This is a genomic window from Mesorhizobium sp. USDA 3734 (genome assembly GCF_056279665.1).
The window spans coordinates 6,926,822-6,951,929 of record NZ_JBWCCW010000001.1 but is presented as its reverse complement, the minus strand read 5'-3'; the positions used below and the strand labels follow the sequence as shown (position 1 = coordinate 6,951,929).

Genomic DNA, 25,108 nt, shown 5'->3' with positions numbered 1-25,108 from the left:
CTCAGCGGCCGCCGCTTACATTCAGGATCGCGCCTGTCGTATAGGACGCGGCGTCGGATAGAAGATAGAGAACCGCGCCCGCGACTTCATCAGCCGTGCCGGCTCTTTTCATCGGCAGTATGTCGCGGAACCGCTCTATCCTGTCTGGTTGCCCGCCGGAGGCATGAATTTCGGTGTCGATGAGGCCCGGCCGCACCGCATTGACGCGGATGCCCTCCAGCGCCACTTCGCGGGCGAGCCCGATGGTGAAGGTGTCGATGGCGCCCTTGGAGGCGGCATAGTCGACATATTCGCCTGGCGAGCCCAGTGTCGCTGCCGCCGACGAGATGTTGACGATGGATCCGCCCGACCCGCCATGACGGGTCGACATGCGCTTGACCGCCTCGCGGGCGCAGAGGAACGAGCCGACGACATTGACGCGCATCATGCGCTCCAGCCGCGCGACATCCATCTCGTCGACGCGCGCCTTGACGTCGACGATGCCGGCATTGTTGACGAAGGCATCGAGCCGGCCATAGGCGCGGTCGACAGCCTCGAACATGGCCACGATTTCGGCCTCGCTGCCGACATCGCCCTTGACGGCAAAAGCCTCGCCGCCGGCAGCCTTGATCTCGTCGACCAGCGCGTTGGCGGCGTCCTGATTCGCAGCGTAGTTGATCCCCAGTCGGTAGCCGGCCTTCGAGCCGAGCCGACAGATCGCGGCGCCGATGCCGCGGCTGCCACCGGTGACCAGCAGCACCTTTTGCGTCGCGCTCATTCCTGGCATCCCTTCAACGCAAACACATCCCACGGCACTTTCGAAAACCCGCTGCCGCCATAGGCGCTGGACTGCCGCAGCGACGGCCCAAGGTCCGGCAGGATCAGCGTCTTCGGCGCTTCGACGCCTTCGGCCGGCAGCAGTCCGATGCTGCCCTTGTCATCCGCCGTGTAGATGACGCCATGCCAGGGCGTACAGGCGGCAAGCTCCTCGCCGGTGACGTCGCCCTCCGGGCATTTGTGCATCAGCGCGCCGTTCGGCCGCGACACGCCCTCGTTCCACATGACGATGCCGTTGAGCACCACATTGTTGTCGAGGATCATGCGGAAGGTGTTGGTGACGGTCGCCGAGGTGCCGGTCGGGGTAAAATCGATCTCGGCGCCGCTCTGGGCGTCGCCATACACGGCTAGCTCGATCGGACATGCGGCTCTCGCGACCGAACCCGCTACGAGAAAAAACATCGACCCAGCGATAAATCCGATCATGGGAGAAGCGACATTTGTCATCAGTTAGCCCGATCACCTTCTCGGCCATCGGCGTTCTCGAGCACCTCGAAATCGGTCATCAAGACCAGCGGCTCGCCGGCCGCGTCCAGTCCCCAGAAGGAATAATAAATCCCATCACCCAAGCCAGTGTCGAACATGGCTATATTAAGCGGATTTCCATCAAGCGGATTATCGATGCGGAACCTGTCGAACGAGCATGCAACGTCAGCAAGATAGCCGTCGAGCTCCTCCTGATCGGACATCAGAGTGAGAACCGACTTGTCCATGAACGAAGCAACAGCGTCATCGACAATAAATCCAGACTTCCAGGACGACGTACCGCTGTCGCGGGCGAAGGCGGCCAATTCCCACCGCACCGGCAAGCCAGGGCCAAACCGCAACACCGCTGCTGCAACACGGCCTTGCGCCTCAAACAGCGTGATCGGGTAACGTCCCGGCCTGACCTTCCGGATAAACACAGGCCGTTCCAGCCCGGTAATCAGTGGATCGCAAGCGACAATTTCGCCAGTCGGGAGCTCAAGTTCACCAATCGCGGTGACGATGATTTTCCGTTCCGCCATCTCGGCTTCGCTGAGGGCGAATACACCGAGATTGCTGCTCGCCGGCGCCGAATCCCATTCAGTCGATGTCGCCGGCGAAGCAATAGCAGTCGAGGCCGCTCGCCGAAAAACCCGCAGCAGGCGGCCCAGCCTGAACTCAAACCGTTCCAGCCAGCCGCTCATTGCGGATCAGCTCCGATCACAAATCGAGCACCAGCCGTTCCGGATCCTCCAGGCTTTCCTTGACGCGCACCAGGAAAGTCACCGCTTCCTTGCCGTCGACGATGCGGTGATCGTAGCTGAGCGCCAGATACATCATCGGCCGGATCACGATCTGGCCGCCGACCACGACAGGCCGGTCCTGGATCTTGTGCATGCCCAGGATGCCCGACTGCGGCGCGTTGAGGATCGGCGTCGACATCAGCGACCCGTAAACGCCGCCGTTGGAAATCGTGAACGTGCCGCCTTGCATGTCGGCAACCGACAGCTTGCCGTCGCGCGCGGCGATGCCCAGCCGGCCGATGTCCTTCTCGATCTCGGCGATCGACATCTGGTCGGCATTGCGCACGACCGGCACGACGAGGCCCTTTTCGGTGCCGACGGCGACGCCGATATGGGCGTAGTTCTTGAAGATGATGTCGGTGGCGTCGATCTCGGCGTTGACCGAGGGGATTTCCTTCAAGGCGTGGGTGACGGCCTTGGTGAAGAAGCCCATGAAGCCGAGCTTCACGCCGTGCTTCTTCTCGAACACGTCCTTGTACTTGGTCCTGAGCGCCATCACCGCTGACATGTCGACCTCGTTGAAGGTGGTCAGCATGGCTGCGGTCGACTGCGCTTCCTTGAGGCGGCGCGCGATGGTCTGGCGCAATTTGGTCATGCGCACGCGCTCTTCGCGCGAGGCATCGTCGCCCGAGGATGGCGCACGGACAGTGATCGGGGCCGGTGCGGCCTTGGGCGTCTCGGCCGGCTGCGACGGCGCGCCCTTGGAGATGGCGTCGAGCACGTCGCCCTTCAGCACCTGGCCACGCTTGCCGGAACCCGAGAGCTGGTCGACCGAGAGATTGTTTTCGGCGATCAGTTTGGCGGCGGCAGGCGCCGGCGGCATGCTGCGCGGCTCGACCGCGCCGGCATCGCCGGCGATCTTGGCGGTCTCGGCCGCGGCCTGCTTGCCAGTCGATGCCGCATCCGGCGACGAAGCCTGCGATACCGCTTGCGGCTTGGTCGCGGGAGCGGCGGCCGCGCCAGCTGCCGAAATCGACCCCAGCAAAGCGCCGACGCCGACAGTCTCGCCTTCCTTGACGGTGATTTCGCTCAGCGTCCCGGCGGCGGCGGCGGGCACTTCCACCGTCACCTTGTCGGTCTCGAGTTCGACCAGCGGCTCGTCGACGGCGATCGCGTCGCCAACCTTCTTGAACCATTTGCCGATGGTCGCTTCGGTGACGGATTCGCCGAGAGTGGGAACGCGGATTTCGGTAGCCATTGTGCCTGTCCGTTTTCTTTCGGTTCTGTTTTGTCAGTCCGGATCTGTTCTATTCGCCGAGCGCGTCTTCGAGCAAGGCGGCGAGCTGGGCAAGGTGTTTGGACATCAGTCCGGTCGCCGGCGAAGCGGCAGCCGGACGGCCGGTGTAGCGCACCCGTTGATGCTTGGCGTCGATATGCGCCAGCACCCATTCCAGATAGGGGTCGATGAACGACCAGGCGCCCATGTTCTTGGGCTCCTCCTGGCACCAGACCATCTCGGCATTGCGGAAACGCGACAGCTCGGTGATCAGCGCCTTGGCCGGGAACGGATAGAGCTGTTCGACGCGCAGCAGATAGATGTCATTGATGCCGCGCTTCTCGCGCTCCTCATAGAGGTCATAATAGACCTTGCCCGAACACAGCACGACGCGGCGGATCTTCGAATCCTTGGTGAGCTTGATCGCCTGGCCGGAGAGCAGTTGCGCGTCGTCCCAAAGCAGCCGGTGGAACGAGCTTTCGCCCGAAATTTCCGGCAGCGTCGACACCGCCCGCTTGTGGCGCAGCAGCGACTTCGGCGTCATCAGGATCAGCGGCTTGCGGAAGTCGCGCTTCAGCTGCCGGCGCAGGATGTGGAAGTAGTTTGCCGGCGTCGTGCAGTTGGCCACTTGCATGTTGTCTTCGGCGCAAAGCTGCAGGAAGCGTTCGAGCCGGGCCGAGGAATGTTCCGGACCCTGGCCTTCATAGCCATGCGGCAACAGACACACGAGGCCCGACATTCTGAGCCACTTGCGTTCGCCGCTAGAGATGAACTGGTCGAACACCACTTGGGCGCCGTTGGCGAAGTCGCCGAACTGCGCTTCCCACAGCGTCAGCGCCTTCGGCTCGGCAAGACTGTAGCCATATTCGAAACCGAGCACCGCCTCTTCCGACAGCATCGAGTTGATGACTTCGTAGCCCGCTTGAGCGGCAGACAGATTGTTGAGCGGGATGTAGCGGGTCTCGTCGCGCTGGTCGTAGAGCACGGAATGGCGCTGCGAGAAGGTGCCGCGTTCGGAATCCTGCCCCGACAGGCGGATCGGATTGCCGTCGAGCAGGATGGCACCGAAGGCCAGCGCCTCGGCCGTCGACCAGTCGATGCCTTCGCCGGACTCGATCGCCTGGCGGCGGTTCTCGAGGAAGCGGATGATCGTCTTGTGCGCCTCGAAATCCTTCGGCACCTCGGTCAGCTTCTTGCCGATTTCCTTCAGCGTCTTGACCGGCACGGCGGTCTTGCCGCGCCGCTGTTCGTCCTGGTTGTCGGCCGTGCGCAGGCCCGACCAAGCGCCGTCGAGCCAATCGGCCTTGTTGGGCTTGTAGTGCTGGCCGACCTCCCACTCGGATTCCAGATGCGCCCGCCAGTCGGCCTTGAGCTTGTCGAACTCGGCCTGGGTGATGTGCCCCTCGGCAATCAGGCGGTCGGCATAGATCTGCACCGTCGTCTTGTGGGTGCGGATGTTGCGATACATGATCGGCTGGGTGAAGGCCGGTTCGTCGCCCTCATTGTGGCCGAAGCGGCGGTAGCAGAACATGTCGACCACAACCGGCTTGTGGAACTTCATGCGGAATTCGATCGCCACCTTGGTGGCGTGCACCACGGCTTCCGGGTCGTCGCCATTGACGTGGAAGATCGGCGCTTCGATCATCTTGGCGACGTCGGACGGATAGGGCGACGAGCGCGAGAAGCGCGGATTGGTGGTGAAGCCGATCTGGTTGTTGATGATGAAATGCAGCGTGCCGGCGACGCGGTGGCCGCGCAGGCCGGACAGGCCGAGGATTTCGGCAATCACGCCCTGGCCGGCGAAGGCGGCGTCGCCATGCAAGAGCAGCGGCAACACCTTGGCGCGCTCTTCCAGCGGCACGATTTCCTCGCGGCTGCGGCCGAACAGATAATCCTGCTTGGCGCGCGCCTTGCCCATCACCACCGGATCGACGATCTCCAGATGCGAGGGATTGGCGGTCAGCGACAGATGCACCTTGTTGCCGTCGAACTCGCGGTCCGACGAAGCGCCGAGATGGTACTTGACGTCGCCCGAGCCCTCGACCTCGTCGGGTGCCGCCGAGCCGCCCTTGAACTCGTGGAAGATGGCGCGGTGCGGCTTGGCCATCACCTGGGAGAGCACGTTCAGCCGGCCGCGATGCGCCATGCCGAGCACGATCTCCTTCATGCCGAGCTGGCCGCCGCGCTTGACGATCTGCTCCAGCGCCGGGATCAGCGCTTCACTGCCATCGAGGCCGAAGCGCTTGGTGCCCTTGTACTTGACGTCGATGAACTGCTCGAAGCCTTCGGCCTCGACCAGCTTCTGCAGGATCGCCTTCTTGCCGGTGGCGGTGAAGGTGATCTCCTTGTCGGCGCCCTCGATGCGCGCCTGGATCCAGGCCTTTTCCTCGGGATCGGAAATATGCATGAACTCGACGCCGAGCGTCGAGCAATAGGTGCGCGTCAGGATTTCCAGCATCTGCCGGATGCTGCCGAATTCGAGCCCGAGCACATTGTCGAGGAAGATCGGACGGTCGTAATCGGCTTCGGTGAAGCCGTAGTTCTCCGGCGACAGCTCGTTGTAGTCCTCGAGCGGCTTGGCGATGCCGAGCGGGTCGAGATTGGCATGCAGATGGCCGCGCATGCGATAGGCGCGGATCATCATGATGGCGCGCACGGAATCGCGCGTCGCCTGATGCACGTCGGCGTCGGAAAGGACGATGCCGTTGGTGACCGCCTTGTCCTTGACCTTCTTTTCCAGATGCTTCTCGACGATGCCCCAATTGCCGTCGAGCGCCGACACCAGTTCGCCATTGGCCTGCAGCGGCCAGGAGGGCTTTGCCCATGAGGCGCCCTTGGCGTTCTTGCGCACATCGCCGGCATCGTCCTTCAGCCCGGCGAAGAACTCCTGCCATTCGGGATTGACCGAGGCAGGATCGTCCTCATAGGCGGCGTAGAGCGCGTCGATGTAATCGGCATTGCCGCCATAGAGGAAAGAGGTGAGTGAAAACTGGTCGTTGGCCTGATCTTGTCTTGCCATTTTTGTCCGCGGAGCCCGGCTCCGTCTCCTGTTTTGGAGTAGGGCAGTAGGGGAGTAAGGCAGTAGGGAAAGCAGCCGGTTGGCGCCGCTCGTCCCGTTCTTCCTATTCCCCTACTGCCATACTGCCTTATTCCCTTACTGCCTTAACCCTTGATCGCCTCGACCAGGGTCGTGCCCAGCCTTGCCGGCGAGGGCGATACCTTGATACCGGCCGATTCCATCGCCGCGATCTTGTCTTCGGCGCCGCCCTTGCCGCCGGAGATGACCGCGCCCGCATGACCCATGGTGCGGCCGGCCGGCGCCGTGCGCCCGGCGATGAAGCCGGCCATCGGCTTCTTGCGGCCACGCTTGGCTTCGTCCTTGAGGAACTGCGCGGCGTCTTCTTCGGCCGAACCGCCGATCTCGCCGATCATGATGATCGACTTGGTCTCGTCGTCGGCAAGGAACATCTCGAGCACGTCGATGAACTCGGTGCCCTTGACGGGATCGCCGCCAATGCCGACGGCGGTGGTCTGGCCGAGGCCGACATTGGTGGTCTGGAACACAGCCTCATAGGTAAGTGTTCCCGAGCGCGAAACAACGCCGACCGAGCCCTTGCGGAAGATGTTTCCGGGCATGATGCCGATCTTGCATTCATTGGGGGTAAGCACGCCCGGGCAGTTCGGCCCGATCAGCCGCGAGGTCGAGCGGTCGAGCCTGGCCTTGACCTTGATCATGTCCATCACCGGTATGCCTTCGGTGATGCAGATGATCAGCGGGATCTCGGCCTCGATCGCTTCGAGGATGGCTTCGGCGGCGCCCGCCGGCGGCACATAGACGACGGACGCGTTGGCGCCGGTCTTTTCCTTGCCCTCGGCGACCGTGGCGAAGATCGGCAGGTTCTCGCCCTTCGAGCCGGTCCACGTCTCACCACCCTTCTTGGGATGGATGCCGCCGACCATTTTCGTGCCGTGATAGGCCAGCGCCTGCTCGGTATGGAACGTGCCGGTCTTGCCGGTCAGGCCCTGCACCAGCACCTTGGTGTTCTTGTCGACGAGAATGGACATGGGAGCCCTTTTCTAAAAACTGTTGATCGAGGAAGGCTGCGCGGTCACGGTCAGAGCCGCTTCAGATCGGCGACCGTGAGGTCGCTCTTGGCGTTGCCGGTGTTGAGCGTCGTCGCCGGCTCGAACATCAGCACGACAGGTTCTTCGCTGAGCGAGCGCGGGCGATGCTCGACGGCGCGCGGCACGACGATGAACTCGCCGCTGGAGAGCTCCACCGTGCCGTCGCGAAAATCGATGGCGATACGGCCGCGCAGCACGAGGAAGGCTTCGTCCTCATTATCATGCGCGTGCCAGTCGAAGACGTCGCCGAATTTGGCGATCTTGACCTGAGACTCGTTGACGTCGCCGGCAATGTGCGGATCGAAGACCTTCTTGATCTTTTGATCCGCCGCCTCGACCAGGTTTATCTTGTGCGGAGGCACCAGATCAGCCCTTCACCGCCGCCACGATCTTCTTGGCCGCGTCGTCGAGATCATCGGCCGACACGACGTTCAACCCGCTGTCGTTGATGATCTTCTTGCCGAGCTCAGCATTGGTGCCTTCCAGACGCACCACCAGCGGCACTTCCAGCCCGACTTCCTTGACCGCGGCAATGACGCCCTCGGCGATGATGTCGCACTTCATGATGCCGCCGAAGATGTTGATCAGGATGCCTTTGACGGCTGGATCCCTGGTGATGATCTTGAACGCTGCCGTCACCTTCTCCTTGGATGCACCGCCGCCGACATCGAGGAAGTTGGCGGGCTCGGCGCCATAGAGCTTGATGATGTCCATCGTCGCCATGGCAAGGCCGGCGCCATTGACCATGCAGCCGATATTGCCGTCGAGGGCGACATAGGCGAGATCGTATTTCGACGCCTCGATCTCCTTCTCGTCCTCTTCCGTGGTGTCGCGCAGTTCGAGCACATCGGGGTGACGGAACAGCGCGTTGTTGTCGAACGACACTTTTGCGTCGAGCACGCGCAGCCGGCCGTTCTTCATGACGATCAGCGGGTTGACCTCGAGCAGGCTCATGTCCTTCTCGACGAAGGCCTTGTAGAGGATCGGAAACAGCGTATTGCCATCCTTGGCCGCGTCGCCGTCGAGCTTCAGCGCGCCGTTGAGCGCCTTCAGATCGGCTGCCGTGACGCCTTTTTCCGGGTCGATGGCGACAGTGACGATCTTTTCCGGCGTGTCATGAGCGACCGCCTCGATGTCCATGCCACCCTCGGTCGAGACGACGAAGGCGATGCGGCCGACCGAACGGTCGACCAGGATCGACAGATAGAGCTCACGTTCGATGTCGGCGCCGTCCTCGATGTAGAGGCGGTTGACCTGCTTGCCGGCCGGGCCGGTCTGCTTGGTCACCAGCGTGTTGCCCAGCATCTCGTTGGCGTTGGCGACGACATCGGCCACCGACTTGGCCAGCCGCACGCCGCCCTTGGCGTCCGGGCCAAGCTCCTTGAATTTGCCCTTGCCGCGGCCGCCGGCATGGATCTGGCTCTTCACCACATAGAGCGGACCCGGCAGCGCCTTGGCAGCGGCTTCCGCCTCATCAGCCTTGAACACCGGCACACCTTCGGCCACCGGCGCGCCGAAAGACTTCAGCAGCGCCTTGCCCTGATACTCATGGATGTTCATCTGGATTTGCTCCGGTTCACTTCGAGGCGAGTTGCGGCGCGATCTTGACGCAGGCCTCGGTCAGGCCCTGCACCGTCGCCACCGAACTGTCGAACATCTTCTGCTCGCTCTTGTTGAGGTCGATCTCGATGATGCGCTCGACGCCGCCGGCGCCGATCACCACGGGAACGCCGACATAGGTGTTCTTGACGCCATACTGGCCGGAGAGATACGCCGCGCACGGCAGCACGCGCTTCTTGTCCTTGAGATAGGCTTCGGCCATCGAGATCGCCGAGGCGGCCGGCGCATAGTAGGCCGAGCCGGTCTTGAGCAGGCCTACGATCTCGGCGCCGCCGTCGCGAGTGCGCTGCACGATCTGGTCGAGCTTCTCCTTCGAGGTCCAGCCCATCTTGATGAGGTCGGGCAGCGGAATGCCTGACACCGTCGAATAGCGGATCATCGGCACCATGGAATCGCCGTGGCCGCCGAGCACGAAGGCGGTGACGTCCTCGACCGAGACCTTGAATTCCTCGGCCAGGAAATAGCGGAAGCGCGCGCTGTCGAGCACCCCGGCCATGCCGACGACATGGCTCTTGGGCAGGCCGGAAAACTTCTGCAGCGCCCACACCATGGCGTCGAGCGGGTTGGTGATGCAGATGACGAAGGCCTTCGGCGCGTATTTCTTCAGGCCGGCGCCGACCTGTTCCATGACCTTGAGGTTGATGCCCAAGAGATCGTCGCGGCTCATGCCCGGCTTGCGCGGCACGCCGGCGGTGACGATGCAGACATCGGCACCCTCGATGCCGGCATAGTCGTTGATGCCGGTGAGCCTGGAGTCGAAGCCATCGACCGGTGACGACTGCGCGATATCGAGCCCCTTGCCCTGCGGGATGCCCTCGGCAATATCGAACAGCACCACGTCGCCGAGATCCTTGAGGCCGATCATGTGGGCGAGCGTGCCGCCGATCATGCCAGAGCCGATGAGCGCTATCTTGTTGCGTGCCATGTGAGGATGTTTTCCCTTTGTCAGTAACGGCGCCATGCGGCGTCGAGGAAGAGGCCGGAATGCTGCGGGGAAACCGCGAATTTTCGCCGCACCCAATAGCCTTGGTGCGGGATAAATTCAAACGATTATTTCCGGGCCAGCATTTTCAATCGGTTAGAGTGATTGGGATTTACGTAAACGTCAAAGTTTGTAAGCCGACTTGCGGGAATCTACACAATGAGGATGGAGATCGTAAGGCTAGACCCGGGTGATGACGCCCTTGTGATGCCGCACCAAATCTCCCCCCTTGAGGGGGAGATGTCGCCAAAGGCGACAGAGGGGGTCGCCGCGCGTGAAGCGCTGGCGCCATCTGTGCCGCGCCCGGTCGAACCAACCCCCTCTGGCCTGCCGGCCATCTCCCCCTCGAGGGGGGAGATCGATCGTCGCGCCGGTTTCGCCAACCGTCAACGATGCAAGAGGGGAACCTACGTCTCCGAGCCTAAGCCTGCGCCTGCTGGGCTTCCGGCGCCGCCTTCACCTTCTGCCGCTCCGTCCAATCCTCCAGCCAGTCGCGGCTTTGCATCTCGATCAGCCGCGATGCCGTGCGCTCGAACTCGAAGACCTCGACGCCGCGCTTGGCCACATAAAGCTGCGGTGGCGGCGCTTCGGCACTCATCACCAGCCGCACATGATGGTCGTAGAGCGTGTCGATCAGAAGGATAAAGCGCTTGGCCTCGTTGCGCTTGCCTTCGCCAAGCACCGGGACGTGGTCGATGAAGACGGTCGAAAAGCGCCCGGCGATCGCCAGGAAATCGCGGGCGCCGAGCGGCTTTTCGCAGAGATCGGCAAAGGAGAACCGCGCCGCATCGCCCGCCGCACGCGGCACGACCACCTGCCGGCCTTTGAGCGCCAGCGACGTCTGCGCCTGTGGCGTCCCGCGCGTCATGGCTTGCCAGGCCTCGTCGAGCACCCGGTCGGCCGCCGCATCGGCCGGCGTGAGATAGACCGGTGTCCGGGCGAGCTTTTCCAACCGGTAGTCCTTGTCGGCATCGAGCGCCAACACCTGTGCATGCCGCTCCAGAATGCCGATGAACGGCAGGAAAAGCTGGCGGTTCAGCCCGTCGCTGTAAAGATTTTCCGGCGCCACGTTCGAGGTGGCGACCAGCACCACGCCGCTGGCAAACAGCGCCGAAAACAATCTGGACAGGATCATCGCGTCGGCAATGTCGGTGACCGAGAATTCGTCGAAGCACAGCACCCAGGCCTGCTCACCAAGCGCCTTGGCCACCGGCGGGATCGGATCGTCTTCCCTGACGTCGCCATTCTTGCGCGCCAGCCGGTGCTTCTGGATACGGTCCTGCACATCGGCCATGAAGTCGTTGAAGTGGACGCGGCGCTTGCGCCGCACCGGCAGCAAGTCGAAGAACATGTCCATCAACATGGTCTTGCCACGGCCGACGCCGCCATGGATGTAAAGGCCCTTGACGGCCTCATGCCTCTCGCGCTTGCGGGCAAACAGCCAGCCCAGCGCACTCGACTTGTGCGCCAGCCGCTTGGCCGAGATCTCATCGATCAGCCGATCGAGCGCAGCCGCGATCTGCTCCTGTGCCGGATCGCGTTCGATCGCACCGGTTTCCACCAGATGGTCGTAGCGCTGCCTGACGGTCGCATGGGTCTGGAGGCCGTCACGCAGATGCATCGGTCACGTCATTTGTTTTCATGCATGCCGCTTCCCGAAACCGGGGCCACTTCTGCGCGACGTGCATTCGGAAGGACTAGCCTACCTTGTAAGCGAAATCGGCTGGCCGTTGGAAGTCTGGCCGTCGAATTTCGAGCCGCCCGAGGAATAGAGCCGCGCCAGCGCGCCGCCACTCTCGTCATAGAGCGTCAACTGCTTGCCGGCGACATTCCACGACTTGATGCCGTCGATCGGGGCCGGGCAATGCAGCGGCCCGGCGCGGAAGCCGGCGCCGAATTTGGTCTGCGGCGTCGCCACCTTGCAGCTCTGGCCGGCGACGCTGACGTTCCAGACACCGGCGACGCTGGCGGCGGTCACGTCCGACGCACCGGCCGGCGCCGCGCCGTCCGGCGGCAGCGAGGCGACCTGCGTGTTCGCCGGAGCGGTTGGGAATTGCGACGGGTCGGTGGTGCCGGGCGAGGCCGGCGGCGGCAGCTGGTTGCCGGTCACCTTACCGGCGGGCGCGGCCTCCAGCGGTGCAGGCTGCTGATCATCCATCGACGAGAAACGTGAGGTCGAACAGCCGCTCGCAACGAGCGCGGCCAGCGATACGGCCACCAGACCGGTTTTCGAAAAAGTCATTCCAACCTCCGTCGGATCCGGCTGGGGGGAAGCCGTCCGCACAATCTCACCTCCACCAAGATGGAGAAGGTGGCGAAATTTCAACCCGATATGGTTAAAATACGGTTTGCGGCAAGATTTGTTGCAAATTTATCGCAATGGCGATGGCATGGGCCGCTCGTCGCGCGTCGTCCTCGACCCCAGTCGGCACGATTGCTGCCCTGGCATTCGGCGGTCAGAAGCTTGTGTGCGCCGGCGCAGCCCCTATGTCAGGGAGACGAAACCCTGCTGGAGCCGCAAAATTGGCCGCGAGAAAGAGAGCCGCCAATCGCTACTACAGCGGCCCGCCCAGCGACCATTTCGACGGCACATTGTTCTTCAATCCCGACGGCCAGCCGCCCGGCAGTTTCGCCGACCTGCTGAAATGGCAGTTGAATGGCAAGCGCTCGAAATGGCCGGCGACCAATCCAAGCCCCTTTCCGCAGGCAAAGCCGGCCGCGAAGATCGAAGGCGCCGCGCTGGAAGTGACCATGGTCGGCCATTCCACCTTGCTGATCCAGACGGCCGGTCTGAACATCCTCACCGACCCAGTGTGGTCGCTGCGCGCGTCGCCGCTTTCCTTCACGGGGCCAAGACGCATCAATCCACCAGGCATCGCCTTCGCCGACCTGCCGCCGATCGACCTCGTGCTGGTCAACCACAACCACTACGACCATCTCGACCTCGCCACGCTGAAGCGGCTGAAGGCCGGCCACGATCCGCTGGTGCTCACCCCGCTTGGCAACGACGCCATCATCGAAGCCGCCGCGCCCGGCATGCGGCTGTCGGCGCATGACTGGGGCGACAGGGTCGAAGTCGGCAATGGAGTCGCCCTCCATGTCGAGCCGGTGCATCACTGGTCGGCGCGTGGTGCCCGCGACCGGCGCATGGCGCTGTGGGCTGGCTTCGTCATCGAAACGCCTGATAGCAAGCTCTATTTCGCCGGTGACACCGGCTTCCACGATGGCATCAACTACCGACTGATGGCCGAAAAACATGGCGGTTTCCGCTTCGCCATCCTGCCGATCGGCGCCTATGAACCGCGCTGGTTCATGGCGCCGCAGCACCAAAACCCTGGGGAAGCCGTGCAAGGCATGACGCTGTGCAACGCCGCTTTCGCCGCGGGCTGCCACTGGGGCACCTTCCAGCTCACCGACGAACCGATCGACGAGCCGGCGCGGAAATTGACCGAGGTGCTCGAGGATCAAGGTGTCCCGCGCGAGCGCTTTCGCGCCTTGCGGCCCGGCGAGGTCTGGACCGTGCCCGAGATCGGGCGCGGCTGACGTCTGCATCGGCCATTTACGGCCCGGTCATTTTCGCAGATGGTCCGCCCGACAGGAAAAGGGGAATTCAGATGAAATCGATCATGGCAGTTCTGATGGCGTTGGCGATTTCGACGCCGTGCGCTTTAGCAGGCGAAATCAGCGACCGCGCCGCGGAAGCCGAAAAGCTGCTGCAATCGGGTGACGGCGCCGGCGCGCTGGACAAATTCCGCAGCGCCGAGGAAGCCTTTTGGCAAGCGATGCCGCTGGCCGTCCAGAACGTCAAACAGGTCGATACCGCAAGCGGTTTCGGCATCTACAGCGAGCGTGCCAATCACATCTACAAGCCCGGCGAGAAGATCGTGCTGTACATGGAACCCATTGGCTATGGCTACGGCTCGGACGGCCTCGGCAACAGCATGATCGCGCTTTCCGTCGACATCACGGTGGTTTCCGCGGCCGGCGAGACGCTCGGCACGAGCGAGAAGGTCGGCCGTGTTCAGGTCGCCTCCCGCTCGCACAACCGCGAACTGTTCTTCAAGCTGGATCTCTCCCTCGACGGCTTGCCGCCCGGCAAATACCGCTGCGACTTCCTCATGCATGACGAGAATTCGAACAAGACGGCGCCCTTCACCACCGATATCGAGATCGCCGGCTAGATCCTGGCGACGAGCATCGACCTCGCGGCCGACGGAACCCAAACGCGGCCGACGCGTTTTCATGCGGTTTGAAAATCGGTCGGTTTGCGAGGCATTCCATGCTCAAATGGATCATCATTCTCCTGATCGTCGCCGCCGCGGCGAGCCTGCTGGGCATGCCGGCGCTGGCCGGTGCCGCCGCCACCGGCGCGCGCATCCTCATCGGCATTGTTCTGGTCATCTTCCTGCTGGTGGTGCTTGGCATCTTCGCCGTCACGTAAGTCCGGCGCCTTCGCCGTGACCAAGCGGCTGCGCACTGGTAATTCCTGCCCGTTTCCGCCATATAGCGCCAAACGGACACGGAATTTTCGGAGCAATGGCCAGCACTGCCCCTTTCGCCAAGATGAACGGCATCGGCAACGAGATCATCGTTGCCGACATGCGCAGCCGTGCCGATCGGGTGACCGCTGCCGCCGCCATTGCGCTGAACGCCGATGCCGCGACCCGCTTCGATCAGATCATGGCGATCCACGACGCCAGGACGCCGGGCACCGCCTTTTTCATCGACATCTTGAATTCCGACGGAACCGGCGCGCAGGCCTGCGGCAACGGCATGCGCTGTGTCGTCCAGGCGCTCGCCGCCGAGACCGGCCAGAAGACCTTCACCTTCGAGACCGTTGCCGGCATCCTCAACGCGCGCGAACATGCCGACGGGTCGATCTCGGTCGACATGGGCACGCCGCGTTTCGGCTGGCAGGACATTCCGCTGGCCGAGGAATTCCGCGACACCCGCATGATCGAGCTGCAGATCGGCCCGATCGACGCACCGGTGCTGCACTCGCCCTCCGTCGTCTCGATGGGCAATCCGCACGCCATCTTCTGGGTCGACAACGACGTCTGGTCCTATGAGCTCGACCGCTTCGGCCCGCTGCTCGAGAACCACCCGATGTTCCCCGAGCGCGCCAACATAACTATCGCTCAGGTCACCTCGCCGCAGACCATGGTCATCCGCACCTGGGAGCGCGGCGCCGGCCTGACCAAGGCGTGCGGCTCGGCCTCCTGCGCCGCCGTTGTTGCCGCGGCCCGCACCAACCGGACCGGCCGCAGCGTCAATCTGCTGACCCCAGGCGGCGGCACGCTGCATGTCGAATGGCGCGACGACGACCACGTCATCCTCACCGGTGCCGCCGAATGGGAATTTTCCGGCAGCTTCGATCCGTCGACCGGAACATGGGCCCGCGACACCGAAAGCGCGGCCTGATGTCCGCTCTGTCCAAGAGCCCGGTGTCCAGGGGCATCGATGTGGTGACCTTCGGCTGCCGGCTGAACACCTATGAGTCCGAGGTGATGCGGCGCGAGGCTGAAACCGCCGGTCTCGGCGAGCTGGAAGGCGGCGCCGTGATCTTCAACACCTGCGCTGTCACCGGCGAGGCGGTGCGCCAGGCCAAACAGGCGATCCGCAAGGCGCGCCGGGACAACCCACAGGCGCGCATCATCGTCACCGGCTGCGCCGCGCAGACCGAGCCCGAAAAATTCGCCGCCATGGACGAGGTCGATCTCGTGCTTGGCAATGAGGAGAAGCTCAAGGCCAATTCCTATCGCGCGCTGCCGGATTTCGGCATCAACGACACCGAGAAGGCGCGCGTCAACGACATCTTTTCGGTGCGCGAAACCGCAGGCCACATGGTCGACGCCATCGAGGGCCGGGCACGCGCCTTCGTCCAGGTGCAAAATGGCTGCGACCACCGCTGCACCTTCTGCATCATTCCTTACGGCCGCGGCAATTCGCGTTCGGTGCCGATGGGCGCCGTCGTCGAGCAGGTCAAGCGGCTCGCCGGAAACGGCTATGCCGAGATCGTGCTGACCGGCGTCGACATGACCAGTTTCGGCGCCGACCTGCCGGGCGCCCCGAAACTCGGCAAGCTGGTGAAGACCATCCTCAAGCAAGTGCCCGATGTGAAGCGCCTGCGGCTGTCCTCCATCGATTCGATCGAGGCCGACGACGATCTGCTCGACACGATTGCCACCGAGCCGCGGCTGATGCCGCATCTGCATCTGTCGCTGCAGTCGGGCGACGACATGATCCTGAAGCGGATGAAGCGCCGCCATCTGCGCGACCAGTCAATCCGCTTCTGCGAGGATGTGCGCAAGCTGCGCCCCGGCATCGTCTTCGGCGCCGATATCATCGCCGGCTTCCCGACCGAAACCGACGAGATGTTCGAGAACTCGGAGAAAATCGTCGAGGAGTGTGGCCTGACCCATCTCCACGTCTTCCCGTTCAGCCCCCGCGAAGGCACACCCGCCGCGCGCATGCCGCAGCTGCGCCGCGAGGTGGTCAAGCAACGCGCCGCCCGGCTGCGCGTCGCCGGCGAGGCTGCGTATATCAGGCATCTGTCGTCGCTCACTGGTACGCGTCAGTCGATCCTGATCGAACGCGACGGCCTTGGCCGCACCGAGGGTTTTACGCTTGCCGCACTCGGCACGGGCGCACCGGGCGAGATCGTCCAGGCTGACATCACCGGCCATGACGGCGCCCGGCTGATCGCGGCGCCGCTCGCCGTCCGCGCCGCCTGAGAAACGCAAAGCATGGCTGGTTTTTTCAAGAAGATATTTTCGTTCGGCAAGAAAGAGGTGGTCGAGGAGCGGGTCGACGAGACCGCCCCGCTCCCGCCGATCAAATGGGAGGCACTCGATGCGCTGAAGCCGGCGGCCGAGCAGGTCGTTCCGGAGTTCTTGAAGCGCGACGAGCCGCGGCCCGAGGCGGAAACGACGCCGACGGTCGAGCCGGAGGTGGTTCCTGCGCCTCAACCGGCGCCTGTCGAGAAACCGGAGCCCGAGCCGGCTCCGACAATTCCGCCAACGCCTGAGCCGACTGTTCCGTCGGAACCGGAACCGCTACCGGAGCCTGCGCCGAAAGAGGAACCGGCACCCGAGACGCCTGCTGAGCCGCCGGTGCCCGGGGAGATCCCAACACCTCCCGCTGTTCCTGAGCCGCAACCGCAAGAGGTACCACCACCCGTACCGGCCGAGCCGGAGATCGTCCCGTCACGCCCGGAAAAGCAGCCGGAGCCGGCACCGGTCGAAGTGCCGACGCCTGCCGAGGTTCCGGTAGAAACACCAGCGCCGATCGAGGTGCCGACACCGGCGCCGTCCCCTCTTCAGCCGTCTTCAGAGGTCGACGCCGCCCCTCATCCGCCTGCCGGCACCTTCTCCCCGTATAGTGACGGGGAGAAGGAAGAAGTTTCAGCGCCGACGCCCCACCCTCCCCTCGATGGGGAGGGTCGACGCGAAGCGGCGGGGTGGGGTGACAGCGCCGGCGCCAGTCACCCCCACCCCCGAGCTACGCTCGGGACCTCCCCCATCGAGGGGGAGGTAGAGCGCACGTCGCCCGAAGCCCCGCCTGCCGAAATCCAGGTGCCCATTCGCCAGTCGTCGCCTGTTGAAGCACAGCCGGTCATTGCCGAAATCGCGCCCGAACCGCAGGCCATTCCGCAACCTGCTCCAAAACCTGTTCCAGCGCCCGGCAAGGTGACCGTCACCAAGAAGGTCGAGCAGAAGGCCGAGCCGCAGAAGGCGCCGGAGCCGGCGCCGAGGCGTTCATGGTTCCAGCGCATGAAGGATGGGCTTGCCCGCTCGTCCAAGGAACTGACCGGCAACATTGCCGGCGTCTTCACCAAGCGCAAGCTGGACGAAGAGACGCTGCAGGATCTGGAGGATGTGCTGATCCGTGCCGATCTCGGCATGGAAACCGCCTTGCGCGTCACCGATGCGCTGGCCGCCAGCCGCTACGGCAAGGATGTCTCGGACACCGAGGTTCGCGCCATCATGGCGGCCGAGGTGGAAAAGGTGCTGACCCACGTCGCCATGCCGCTGGAGCTCGATCTCTCGCACAAGCCGCATGTCATCCTGGTGGTCGGCGTCAATGGCACCGGCAAGACCACGACCATCGGCAAGCTGGCAGCCAAGCTAACCGATGGCGGCCTGTCGGTGATGCTCGCCGCCGGCGACACGTTCCGCGCTGCCGCGATCGAGCAGTTGAAGATCTGGGGCGAGCGGACGAAATCGCCGGTCATCGCCTCCAAGATCGGCGCCGATGCCGCAGGGCTGGCCTACGATGCCTTCGAGAAGGCCAGGGAAGCCGGCTCGGACGTGCTGATCATCGACACCGCCGGCCGCCTGCAAAACAAGACCGAACTGATGGCCGAGCTCGAAAAGATCGTCCGCGTGCTCGGCAAGCTCGACCCGGAAGCGCCGCATACCGTGCTGCAGACGGTCGATGCCACCACCGGCCAGAACGCGCTCAACCAGGTCGAAATCTTCCGCAACATTGCCGGCGTCAACGGCCTGGTGATGACCAAGCTGGACGGCACGGCACGCGGCGGTATTCTGGTGGCGATCGCGGCAAAGCACAAACTGCCGGTCTATTTCATCGGCGTCGGCGAACAGGTCGACGACCTCGAACCCTTCTCGGCAAGCGAATTCGCCAGGGCGATCGCTGGAGTGGCTTAACAAGCATGTCCCAAAAAGCTGCAGACTTTTTGGATCGGATCATGCGCAAGAAAGAGATTCCATGAACCCACCCATTCTCGAACGCGATCCGTCGGACCCGCAAAAACAGAAGAAGGAAGGCGTCAATCCGCTGCTCAAGCTGGTGCTGGAGCTGGGGCCGTTGATGGTGTTCTTCTTCGCCAATGCGCGCGGCGAATGGCTGGTGCGGAAATTCCCTGCTTTGGCCGAATTCGGCGGCCCGATCTTCGTCGCCACCGGCCTGTTCATGGCCGCCACAGCCATCGCGCTGATCGCCTCATGGCTTTTGATGCGCACCTTGCCGATCATGCCGATGGTGTCCGGCGTCGTCGTCTTCATCTTCGGCGCGCTGACGCTCTATCTGCAGGACGACATCTTCATCAAGATGAAGCCGACCATCGTCAACACGCTGTTTGGCGGCGTGCTGCTCGGCGGCCTCTACTTCGGCAAGTCGCTGCTTGGCTATGTCTTCGATTCAGCCTTCAGCCTCGACGCCGAGGGCTGGCGCAAGCTGACCTTCCGCTGGGGCCTGTTCTTCCTGCTCCTGGCCCTTGCCAATGAAGTGGTGTGGCGGAATTTTTCCACCGACGCCTGGGTTACCTTCAAGGTCTGGGGCATCATGCCGATCACGCTTCTGTTCACCTTCAGCCAGATGCCGCTGATCCTGCGTCATTCTCTCGAGGACAAGACCGCGAAAGAAGAGAAGGCCGGTAAATAGAGCAATTCCAGGAAAAGTGTGAAGCGGTTTCCCCGGGAAAAGCGCGTAGCGCTTTCCCTAGGGAATTGCGTCAAAACAAAGAGGGAGAGGGCCATGGAATTCGTCACCACGCGCGACGAGCTGAGGACGATCTACAAGACGCCACGGCCGACCGACGGCTCGATCCGCAAGGAATTGAAGGTGCTCGACGGCCATTGCCGCTCCTTCATCGGCAAGAGCCCGTTCGTGCTGATCGGCTCGTCCGATGGCGCCGGCAATGCCGACGTGACGCCGAAGGGCGACAAACCGGGCTTCGCCGCCGTGCTCGACGACACCACCATCGCCATCCCCGACCGGCCCGGAAACAACCGGCTCGACACGCTGGAGAACATCCTCGTCAATCCCTCGGTCGGACTGCTCTTCCTCATTCCAGGCATGAACGAGACGCTGCGCGTCAACGGCGAGGCCCGCATCACCGTCGACGCCGCCTTGCGCGAACGGCTTGCCGTCGACGGCAAGGAACCGCAAAGCGTTATCGTGGTCACCGTCAAGGCCACCTACATGCATTGCGCCAAGGCCTTCATGCGTTCGGATCTGTGGAAGCCGGAAACCTGGTACGACCGCGCGACGTTGCCGACGCTCGGCCAGATCCTGCGTGACCAGCTGGCGCTGGCCGATTCGGCCGAGGCGACCGACCGCTGGCTGGACGACAGCTACAAGCAGACGATGTGGTAGGCTTTCGGGACCACGATTCGCCCTGACCGGTTCCACACCTTGCTGAACATTCTTGCCATTTCCGGCAGCCTGCGCGCGGCCTCCACCAATTCGGCGCTGGTCGCCGCACTGGCGCGCAACGCGCCGCCCGGCTGCCGCGTCACCGTCTATGACGGGCTCGGCCGTCTGCCGATCTTCAATCCCGACGACGAGGGCGAGCGGACGCCGCGAGCAGCGTTCGAATTGATCGATGCCGTCACTCAAGCCGACGGCGTTGTCATCTCCTGTCCGGAATATGCCCATGGCGTGCCGGGCGGGCTGAAGAACGCCCTCGACTGGCTGGTCTCACGCGACGCCGCTGTCGAGAAGCCCGCCATGCTGGTGCACGCCTCGCCGCGCTCGCTGTTTGCCCGCGCCGCTCTGGCCGAGATCATGCGGACGATGTCGTTCGCGCTTTGCGACGATGTGCTGGAGATTGCCCTGCTCGGCAAGAAGCCGCCGGAGGTGGAACGCATCCTGGCGGAGGCGGTGAACGTGCTGGCGATACGCAACGCCCTCTCGGCCTTCACCGATTTCATCTGTTCGCGTTGAGCGGCGGTCCGCCACGCCTCCGCCCTACCCCTTGCGCAGCGTCTCGACATCGGTCTTGCCGACATACCAGTCGCGGGCGTTGACCTCCTCGAAGACCACCCAGACATCGTCATTGCCGAGGCCGGTGGCGTCCATGATGGCCGCCGTGACCTTTTTGGCGATATCCGCCTTCTTGCCCGCCGGATCGGCTGATATCACTTCCTTGACGATGCGGATGTTGACGAATGGCATGATGTCCTCCCGGGGATGTTCGTGCTCGCGACCCGCTTCGACGAAACTGTCGAAGCAACCGCCAATGCACTGGTCTCAATAAGTCTTGGCGCCGTTGACCATCAGCCGCACCATGTAGAGCGACGTGGTGCCGGCGATGTAGAGGCAATTCAGCTTGTTGCCGCCGAACACGCAATTGGCGGTGACTTCCGGCACCTTGACCTTGCCGATCAGCGTGCCGTCCGGATCGTAGCAATGGATGCCGTCGGCCGCACTGGTCCAGATGCGTCCGTCCTCGTCGAGCCGGAAGCCGTCGAACAGGCCCGCCGTGCACTCGGCGAAGATTTTTTCGCCAGAAACCTTCTTGCCGCCCTTGCCGACATTGAACACCCGCATATGCGCCGGATTCTGCGCGCCATGCGTGCGGCCAGTGTCGACGACATAGAGCTTGCTCTCGTCGAGCGAGAAGGCGAGCCCGTTGGGCCTGACCATGTCGGTAATGACAGCTTCGACCTCGCCGGTGCCGGGATCGACCCGATAGACATGGCAGGCGCCGATCTCGCTCTCGGCCTTGTCGCCTTCATAGTCGGTATCGATGCCGTAGCTCGGATCGGTGAACCAGATCGAGCCATCCGACTTCACCACCGCGTCGTTGGGTGAGTTCAGCCGCTTGCCCTTCCATTTGGCGGCGATGGTGGTGACCGAGCCGTCGAATTCGGTGCGGCTGACGCGGCGGCCGGAATGCTCGCAGGTGATCAGTCGGCCCTGCCGGTCGACAGTGTTGCCGTTCGAGTTGCCGGATGGCTGACGGAAGACGCTGACATTGCCGTCGGTCTCGTCGTAGCGCAGCATGCGGTTGTTGGGGATATCGGACCAGACGACATAGCGGCCGGCGGCAAACCAGGCCGGTCCTTCCGCCCACTGGCATCCGGTGAACAGCTTCTCGACCTGCGCGTTGCCGTTGAACAGGCGCGCGAAGCGTGGATCGAGAATTTCATAATAGTCTGCGGCCGCCATGCTTTTCCTCCCGGCATCACGTGACAGCGGATCAAGCCAGCCCGCGGGACAGAAGGCAATGTGCGTACGCACAGTGTCATACAAAAAGCGCGGCCAAGACAGATCGCTTGCCAGCTCTGCGCATGACGTCAACGCCGCATTAACCGGCTATGCGCTGGGCGCAATGGTGCATTGCAACATCTTCTTTTTGCAACGCACCATTACTATGTCATGCTTCGTATCGATCAAGGGAGGAAGAAACGGCCGCCGAAATGCGGCGCCAAAAAGGAACCTTGCTATGATCCTCGACAGTCTCATGACCCGCGCTCGCAACAGCATTGCCAAGCGCAAGCACTACAACCGCCTTGTCGCCGAAATCGACAGCTTTTCCAGCCGCGATCTGGCCGACATGCGCGCCGACCGCTCGGAAATGCTCTACCAGGTCCACAAGCAGATCTACGGCTGAGCATTCGGTCAGCCCATCACGTTCGTCATCCTTGGGCGTAGCGACGCGAAGCGGAGCGAAGACCCAAGGATCCATGCCGTGATTTTCGAGCACCACGGCGGTGCAGAATTTGTTTTGCGATGATCCGGGATTTCGCGCGAACAAGCGCGCGTTTCGGACCGCCGCATTTCCTGGTGAATGTCGCGGCATGGATCCTAGGTCTTCGCCGCGTCGCTCCGCTCCTTACTTCGCCCTAGGATTACGAAAGCGAGTGACCGCCTAACCCGGCACCGCCAGCGCCTTGTCTATCTGTGGCAGTAAGAGATCCCTCGCCATCTCGGGCGTCAGCGGACCGACGTGCTTATAGGCGATCCTGCCGTCCTTGCCGATGACGAAGGTTTCCGGCACGCCGTAGACGCCCCAGTCGATCGCCGTGCGGCCAGCTTCGTCGACGCCTATCGCCTGGAACGGATTGCCGAGATCGCCGAGGAACCGGCGGGCATTTTCCGGCCGGTCCTTGTAATTCAGCGCCGCCATGGCGAAGCGCTTGTCCTGCGACAGCGCCAAAAGCACCGGGTGCTCTTCGCGGCATGGCGCGCACCACGATGCGAAGACGTTGACCAGCGTGACCTTGCCGGTAAAGGATTTCGAATCGAGCCCGGGCAGATTGATGCCCTCCAGCGCCGGCAGGTTGGTCTGCGGCGCCGGCAGGCCGATCAGGGCCGACGGCACTTCCGAAACATCGCGCCCCGACAACAGCTGCGACAGGAACAGTCCGGCCAGGCCGAGGAAGATCAACAGGGGCAAAAGTACGATCAGGCGGCGACGTGGCGTCGGCGTTTCCGTTTCGGTGCTCATGGCTTGGTGGCCTTGTCGGATCGACGCCGCACGCCGGCTGCCTCCAGTTCGGCGAGTTCGCGCTTGCGCGCCCGCTGGTCTATCAGAATCCAGCCGATCAGCCCGATCAGCACCACGGCGGTGATGCCATAGGCGGCGGTGACGTAAAGTGCATGCGCGCTCATGCCTGCCGCTCCATCGACATCCTTCTTCCCAACCGGATCCTTCCGCCTCGCTCGATCATGCTTTCCCTTAACGGCGTGCTGGCGGCTTCGCAATCGGCTGCCGCGCCGCGGCTTCCGAACTTATGCGGTCGCGGCGCTGCCGCCCTTGATGTCGCGCAAACCACGCCTGACTCAATCCGTGCCATGGCGCAGCGCCAGCGCCGCCGAGACCGGACCCAGCACGCTAAGAAACAAGGTCAGCGCGGCAAGAATGAGGAAGGGCTGCAGAAACGGATCGGGATTGGCCGTCGCGCCATAGCTCGCCGAAACGCCGAAGATCAGCACCGGGATGGTCAGCGGCAGCACCAGCACCGAGATCAGCAGCCCGCCACGCGGCAACGCCACCGCCACCGCGGCACCGGCGGCACCGATGAAGGTGATGGCCGGCGTGCCGACCAGAAGGGTCAGCGCCGTGGCGCCGATGCCGAGCGGCTCCATGTTCATGAACAGGCCGAGCAAGGGAGCCGCGATGACCAGCGGCAGCACGCTGCCCGCCCAATGCGCCAGGCATTTCGTCAGCACCGTCAGCGCCAGCATATGGCGGTCATTGCCGAGCACCAGCAGATCGAGAGAGCCGTCCTCGCGGTCGGCCTGGAACAACCGGTCGAGCCCGAGCAGGCAGGCCAGCAGCGCACCGATCCACAGGATCGCCGGCCCGATGCGGGCAAGCAGCTTGAGATCCGGCCCGACCCCGAACGGGATGGTGGCGATGACGGCGAGGAAGAAAATAACGCCGGTCAGCGCGCCGCCGCCGGCACGGATGTTGAGGCGGATGTCGCGCAGGAAGAGCGCCCACATTAGGATGCGGTCCCTTGTTGAGGCAGGAGTTCCCCCATCACCAATTCCGCAGCGCCGTCCAACCCAAGCGGCAGATGCGTCGCCGCAACGATCATCCCGCCATCCGCGCAATGTCTCGTCATCAACCCCGCGAACCGCCCTTCCGAAGCCTTGTCCAGCCCCGCCGTCGGCTCGTCGAGCAGCCACAATGGCCGGTGGCTGACCAAAAGCTTGGCGATCGCTGACCGCCGCCGCTGCCCGGTCGACAGATAGCCGAACGGCAGGTGGCCGATGCCGCCCAGTCCGACCGTCTCCAGCGCCTCTTCGAGGCCGAGCTGCCCATCGCCGTTGAAGTCGCGCCAGAAGCGCAGGTTCTCCGCCACGCTGAGCGCCGGCTTCATTGCGTTCTGGTGGCCAAGGTAATGACAGGCCGAGGCAACAGACGGAAACGCTTCGCCGCCACCTTCGATCCTCACGCGGCCTTCCGCCACCGGCAACAGCCCGGCGATGACCCGCAGCAAAGTCGACTTGCCTGATCCGTTCGGCCCGGTGACGACAAGCGCCTGACCGTCTTCCAGGGCAAAACCGATGCCGGAAAACACCGTGTCGCCGCCGCGTTCGCCGCCCAGATTTTCGGCGATCAGCCGCATCCCTAGCCTGCCCTGAAAACCATGTGTCGCGGCAGCTGCCGCATCGCACAAATTTGCTTTCCAACTGTCTAGAACTATTCCAGAAAATTCTCTATATGCGGTGCATCCGTGCCAGCGGTCGGCACGGGAACAGAATTAGCGCCGAACCAGCGCACGCGCCGCCTTGAACGGCTCGGGTTGCTTGGGAACGGACAGCGGAAATGGCCGTACCCGCACCTTTGCGCGTGATTGCATGCCATCGGCGTCCGTTCCC

27 protein-coding genes are annotated in these 25,108 nt (G+C 63.5%); 10 read left to right on the top strand and 17 right to left on the bottom strand.

The annotated features are described in order from the left end of the window. Position 1: 1 nt before the first annotated feature. The 11 genes from ACZ89F_RS33285 to ACZ89F_RS33235 form a co-directional block, all read right to left on the bottom strand. The gene (locus ACZ89F_RS33285; protein WP_476096487.1) at positions 2-757 is read right to left on the bottom strand and encodes an SDR family oxidoreductase; all 756 of its coding nucleotides are present in this window, start codon (positions 755-757) and stop codon (positions 2-4) included. Then, positions 754-1,242: a hypothetical protein gene (locus ACZ89F_RS33280; RefSeq protein WP_476096485.1), complete on the bottom strand. Its 489-nt coding sequence runs from the start codon at positions 1,240-1,242 to the stop codon at positions 754-756. The genes ACZ89F_RS33285 and ACZ89F_RS33280 overlap by 4 nt, the downstream gene beginning before the upstream one ends. A 20-nt stretch (positions 1,243-1,262) precedes the next feature. Next, entirely contained in the window at positions 1,263-1,985 is a 723-nt protein-coding gene (locus tag ACZ89F_RS33275; protein ID WP_476096483.1) for a DUF4241 domain-containing protein, read from the bottom strand. Positions 1,986-2,001: 16 nt separating this feature from the next. Next, positions 2,002-3,282, bottom strand: coding sequence for a 2-oxoglutarate dehydrogenase complex dihydrolipoyllysine-residue succinyltransferase (gene odhB, locus ACZ89F_RS33270; protein WP_476096481.1), 1,281 nt, complete (start codon positions 3,280-3,282; stop codon positions 2,002-2,004). Between the two features lie 49 nt (positions 3,283-3,331). Beyond that, complete coding sequence (locus tag ACZ89F_RS33265; protein ID WP_476096480.1) at positions 3,332-6,319, bottom strand: 2-oxoglutarate dehydrogenase E1 component; 2,988 nt, start codon at positions 6,317-6,319, stop codon at positions 3,332-3,334. Positions 6,320-6,462: 143 nt separating this feature from the next. Continuing rightward, positions 6,463-7,365 (bottom strand): succinate--CoA ligase subunit alpha, encoded by a 903-nt coding sequence (gene sucD / locus ACZ89F_RS33260; protein ID WP_476096479.1) that lies wholly within the window; start codon positions 7,363-7,365, stop codon positions 6,463-6,465. Positions 7,366-7,415: 50 nt separating this feature from the next. Beyond that, complete coding sequence (locus tag ACZ89F_RS33255; RefSeq protein ID WP_057145194.1) at positions 7,416-7,787, bottom strand: cupin domain-containing protein; 372 nt, start codon at positions 7,785-7,787, stop codon at positions 7,416-7,418. Between the two features lie 4 nt (positions 7,788-7,791). Further along, positions 7,792-8,985 carry an ADP-forming succinate--CoA ligase subunit beta gene (gene sucC, locus ACZ89F_RS33250; protein WP_476096477.1) on the bottom strand — a complete coding sequence of 398 codons (1,194 nt, stop codon included), beginning with the start codon at positions 8,983-8,985 and terminating at the stop codon, positions 7,792-7,794. 16 nt (positions 8,986-9,001) lie between these two features. Then, the gene (gene mdh / locus ACZ89F_RS33245; protein WP_476096475.1) at positions 9,002-9,970 is read right to left on the bottom strand and encodes a malate dehydrogenase; all 969 of its coding nucleotides are present in this window, start codon (positions 9,968-9,970) and stop codon (positions 9,002-9,004) included. Positions 9,971-10,448: 478 nt separating this feature from the next. Then, positions 10,449-11,648 (bottom strand): cell division protein ZapE, encoded by a 1,200-nt coding sequence (zapE, locus tag ACZ89F_RS33240; RefSeq protein ID WP_476096473.1) that lies wholly within the window; start codon positions 11,646-11,648, stop codon positions 10,449-10,451. 81 nt (positions 11,649-11,729) lie between these two features. After that, positions 11,730-12,269: a protease inhibitor Inh/omp19 family protein gene (locus tag ACZ89F_RS33235; RefSeq protein WP_476096471.1), complete on the bottom strand. Its 540-nt coding sequence runs from the start codon at positions 12,267-12,269 to the stop codon at positions 11,730-11,732. A 281-nt stretch (positions 12,270-12,550) separates the two neighbouring features. On the opposite strand from ACZ89F_RS33235, the gene ACZ89F_RS33230 reads away from it, so the two are divergent. The 9 genes from ACZ89F_RS33230 to ACZ89F_RS33190 all read left to right on the top strand — a co-directional run bounded on the left by ACZ89F_RS33230 (position 12,551) and on the right by ACZ89F_RS33190 (position 20,716). After that, positions 12,551-13,570: an MBL fold metallo-hydrolase gene (locus tag ACZ89F_RS33230; RefSeq protein ID WP_476096469.1), complete on the top strand. Its 1,020-nt coding sequence runs from the start codon at positions 12,551-12,553 to the stop codon at positions 13,568-13,570. A gap of 71 nt (positions 13,571-13,641) precedes the next feature. Continuing rightward, positions 13,642-14,208, top strand: a complete 567-nt coding sequence (locus tag ACZ89F_RS33225; protein WP_476096467.1) for a hypothetical protein — start codon at positions 13,642-13,644, stop codon at positions 14,206-14,208. 98 nt (positions 14,209-14,306) lie between these two features. After that, positions 14,307-14,468: a DUF1328 family protein gene (locus ACZ89F_RS33220; RefSeq protein WP_082525393.1), complete on the top strand. Its 162-nt coding sequence runs from the start codon at positions 14,307-14,309 to the stop codon at positions 14,466-14,468. A gap of 95 nt (positions 14,469-14,563) precedes the next feature. Beyond that, positions 14,564-15,448: a diaminopimelate epimerase gene (gene dapF, locus ACZ89F_RS33215; RefSeq protein WP_476096465.1), complete on the top strand. Its 885-nt coding sequence runs from the start codon at positions 14,564-14,566 to the stop codon at positions 15,446-15,448. Beyond that, on the top strand, positions 15,448-16,761 hold the full coding sequence (gene mtaB / locus ACZ89F_RS33210) for a tRNA (N(6)-L-threonylcarbamoyladenosine(37)-C(2))-methylthiotransferase MtaB (protein WP_476096463.1): 1,314 nt from the start codon (positions 15,448-15,450) through the stop codon (positions 16,759-16,761). The genes dapF and mtaB overlap by 1 nt, the downstream gene beginning before the upstream one ends. Positions 16,762-16,773: 12 nt before the next feature. Then, positions 16,774-18,696, top strand: coding sequence for a signal recognition particle-docking protein FtsY (ftsY, locus tag ACZ89F_RS33205; protein WP_476096461.1), 1,923 nt, complete (start codon positions 16,774-16,776; stop codon positions 18,694-18,696). A gap of 61 nt (positions 18,697-18,757) precedes the next feature. Further along, positions 18,758-19,432 carry a septation protein A gene (locus ACZ89F_RS33200; protein WP_476096459.1) on the top strand — a complete coding sequence of 225 codons (675 nt, stop codon included), beginning with the start codon at positions 18,758-18,760 and terminating at the stop codon, positions 19,430-19,432. Positions 19,433-19,525: 93 nt separating this feature from the next. Further along, positions 19,526-20,146: a pyridoxamine 5'-phosphate oxidase family protein gene (locus tag ACZ89F_RS33195; RefSeq protein WP_476096458.1), complete on the top strand. Its 621-nt coding sequence runs from the start codon at positions 19,526-19,528 to the stop codon at positions 20,144-20,146. Between the two features lie 39 nt (positions 20,147-20,185). Continuing rightward, the gene (locus ACZ89F_RS33190) at positions 20,186-20,716 is read left to right on the top strand and encodes an NADPH-dependent FMN reductase (RefSeq protein ID WP_476096456.1); all 531 of its coding nucleotides are present in this window, start codon (positions 20,186-20,188) and stop codon (positions 20,714-20,716) included. A gap of 24 nt (positions 20,717-20,740) precedes the next feature. Here the strand turns inward: ACZ89F_RS33190 and ACZ89F_RS33185 are convergent, their stop codons facing one another. Together ACZ89F_RS33185 and ACZ89F_RS33180 are read right to left on the bottom strand one after the other, a co-directional pair. Next, positions 20,741-20,947, bottom strand: coding sequence for a tautomerase family protein (locus tag ACZ89F_RS33185; protein ID WP_476096454.1), 207 nt, complete (start codon positions 20,945-20,947; stop codon positions 20,741-20,743). Between the two features lie 75 nt (positions 20,948-21,022). After that, the gene (locus tag ACZ89F_RS33180) at positions 21,023-21,943 is read right to left on the bottom strand and encodes an SMP-30/gluconolactonase/LRE family protein (RefSeq protein WP_476096452.1); all 921 of its coding nucleotides are present in this window, start codon (positions 21,941-21,943) and stop codon (positions 21,023-21,025) included. 277 nt (positions 21,944-22,220) lie between these two features. Between ACZ89F_RS33180 and ACZ89F_RS33175 the strand changes: the two genes are divergently transcribed. After that, positions 22,221-22,388, top strand: a complete 168-nt coding sequence (locus tag ACZ89F_RS33175; RefSeq protein WP_081738754.1) for a hypothetical protein — start codon at positions 22,221-22,223, stop codon at positions 22,386-22,388. Positions 22,389-22,646: 258 nt separating this feature from the next. On the opposite strand, the gene ACZ89F_RS33170 is transcribed toward ACZ89F_RS33175, so the two are convergent. The 4 genes from ACZ89F_RS33170 to ccmA form a co-directional block, all read right to left on the bottom strand. Then, a complete protein-coding gene (locus ACZ89F_RS33170; RefSeq protein WP_476096451.1) occupies positions 22,647-23,225 on the bottom strand; it encodes a DsbE family thiol:disulfide interchange protein in 579 nt (192 codons plus the stop codon). Next, on the bottom strand, positions 23,222-23,389 hold the full coding sequence (gene ccmD, locus ACZ89F_RS33165) for a heme exporter protein CcmD (protein WP_476096450.1): 168 nt from the start codon (positions 23,387-23,389) through the stop codon (positions 23,222-23,224). Before ccmD ends, ACZ89F_RS33170 begins: the two co-directional genes overlap by 4 nt. Before the next feature lie 171 nt (positions 23,390-23,560). Beyond that, entirely contained in the window at positions 23,561-24,226 is a 666-nt protein-coding gene (gene ccmB / locus ACZ89F_RS33160) for a heme exporter protein CcmB (protein ID WP_476096448.1), read from the bottom strand. Next, complete coding sequence (gene ccmA / locus ACZ89F_RS33155; RefSeq protein WP_476096446.1) at positions 24,226-24,855, bottom strand: heme ABC exporter ATP-binding protein CcmA; 630 nt, start codon at positions 24,853-24,855, stop codon at positions 24,226-24,228. The genes ccmB and ccmA overlap by 1 nt, the downstream gene beginning before the upstream one ends. Positions 24,856-25,108: the final 253 nt, after the last annotated feature.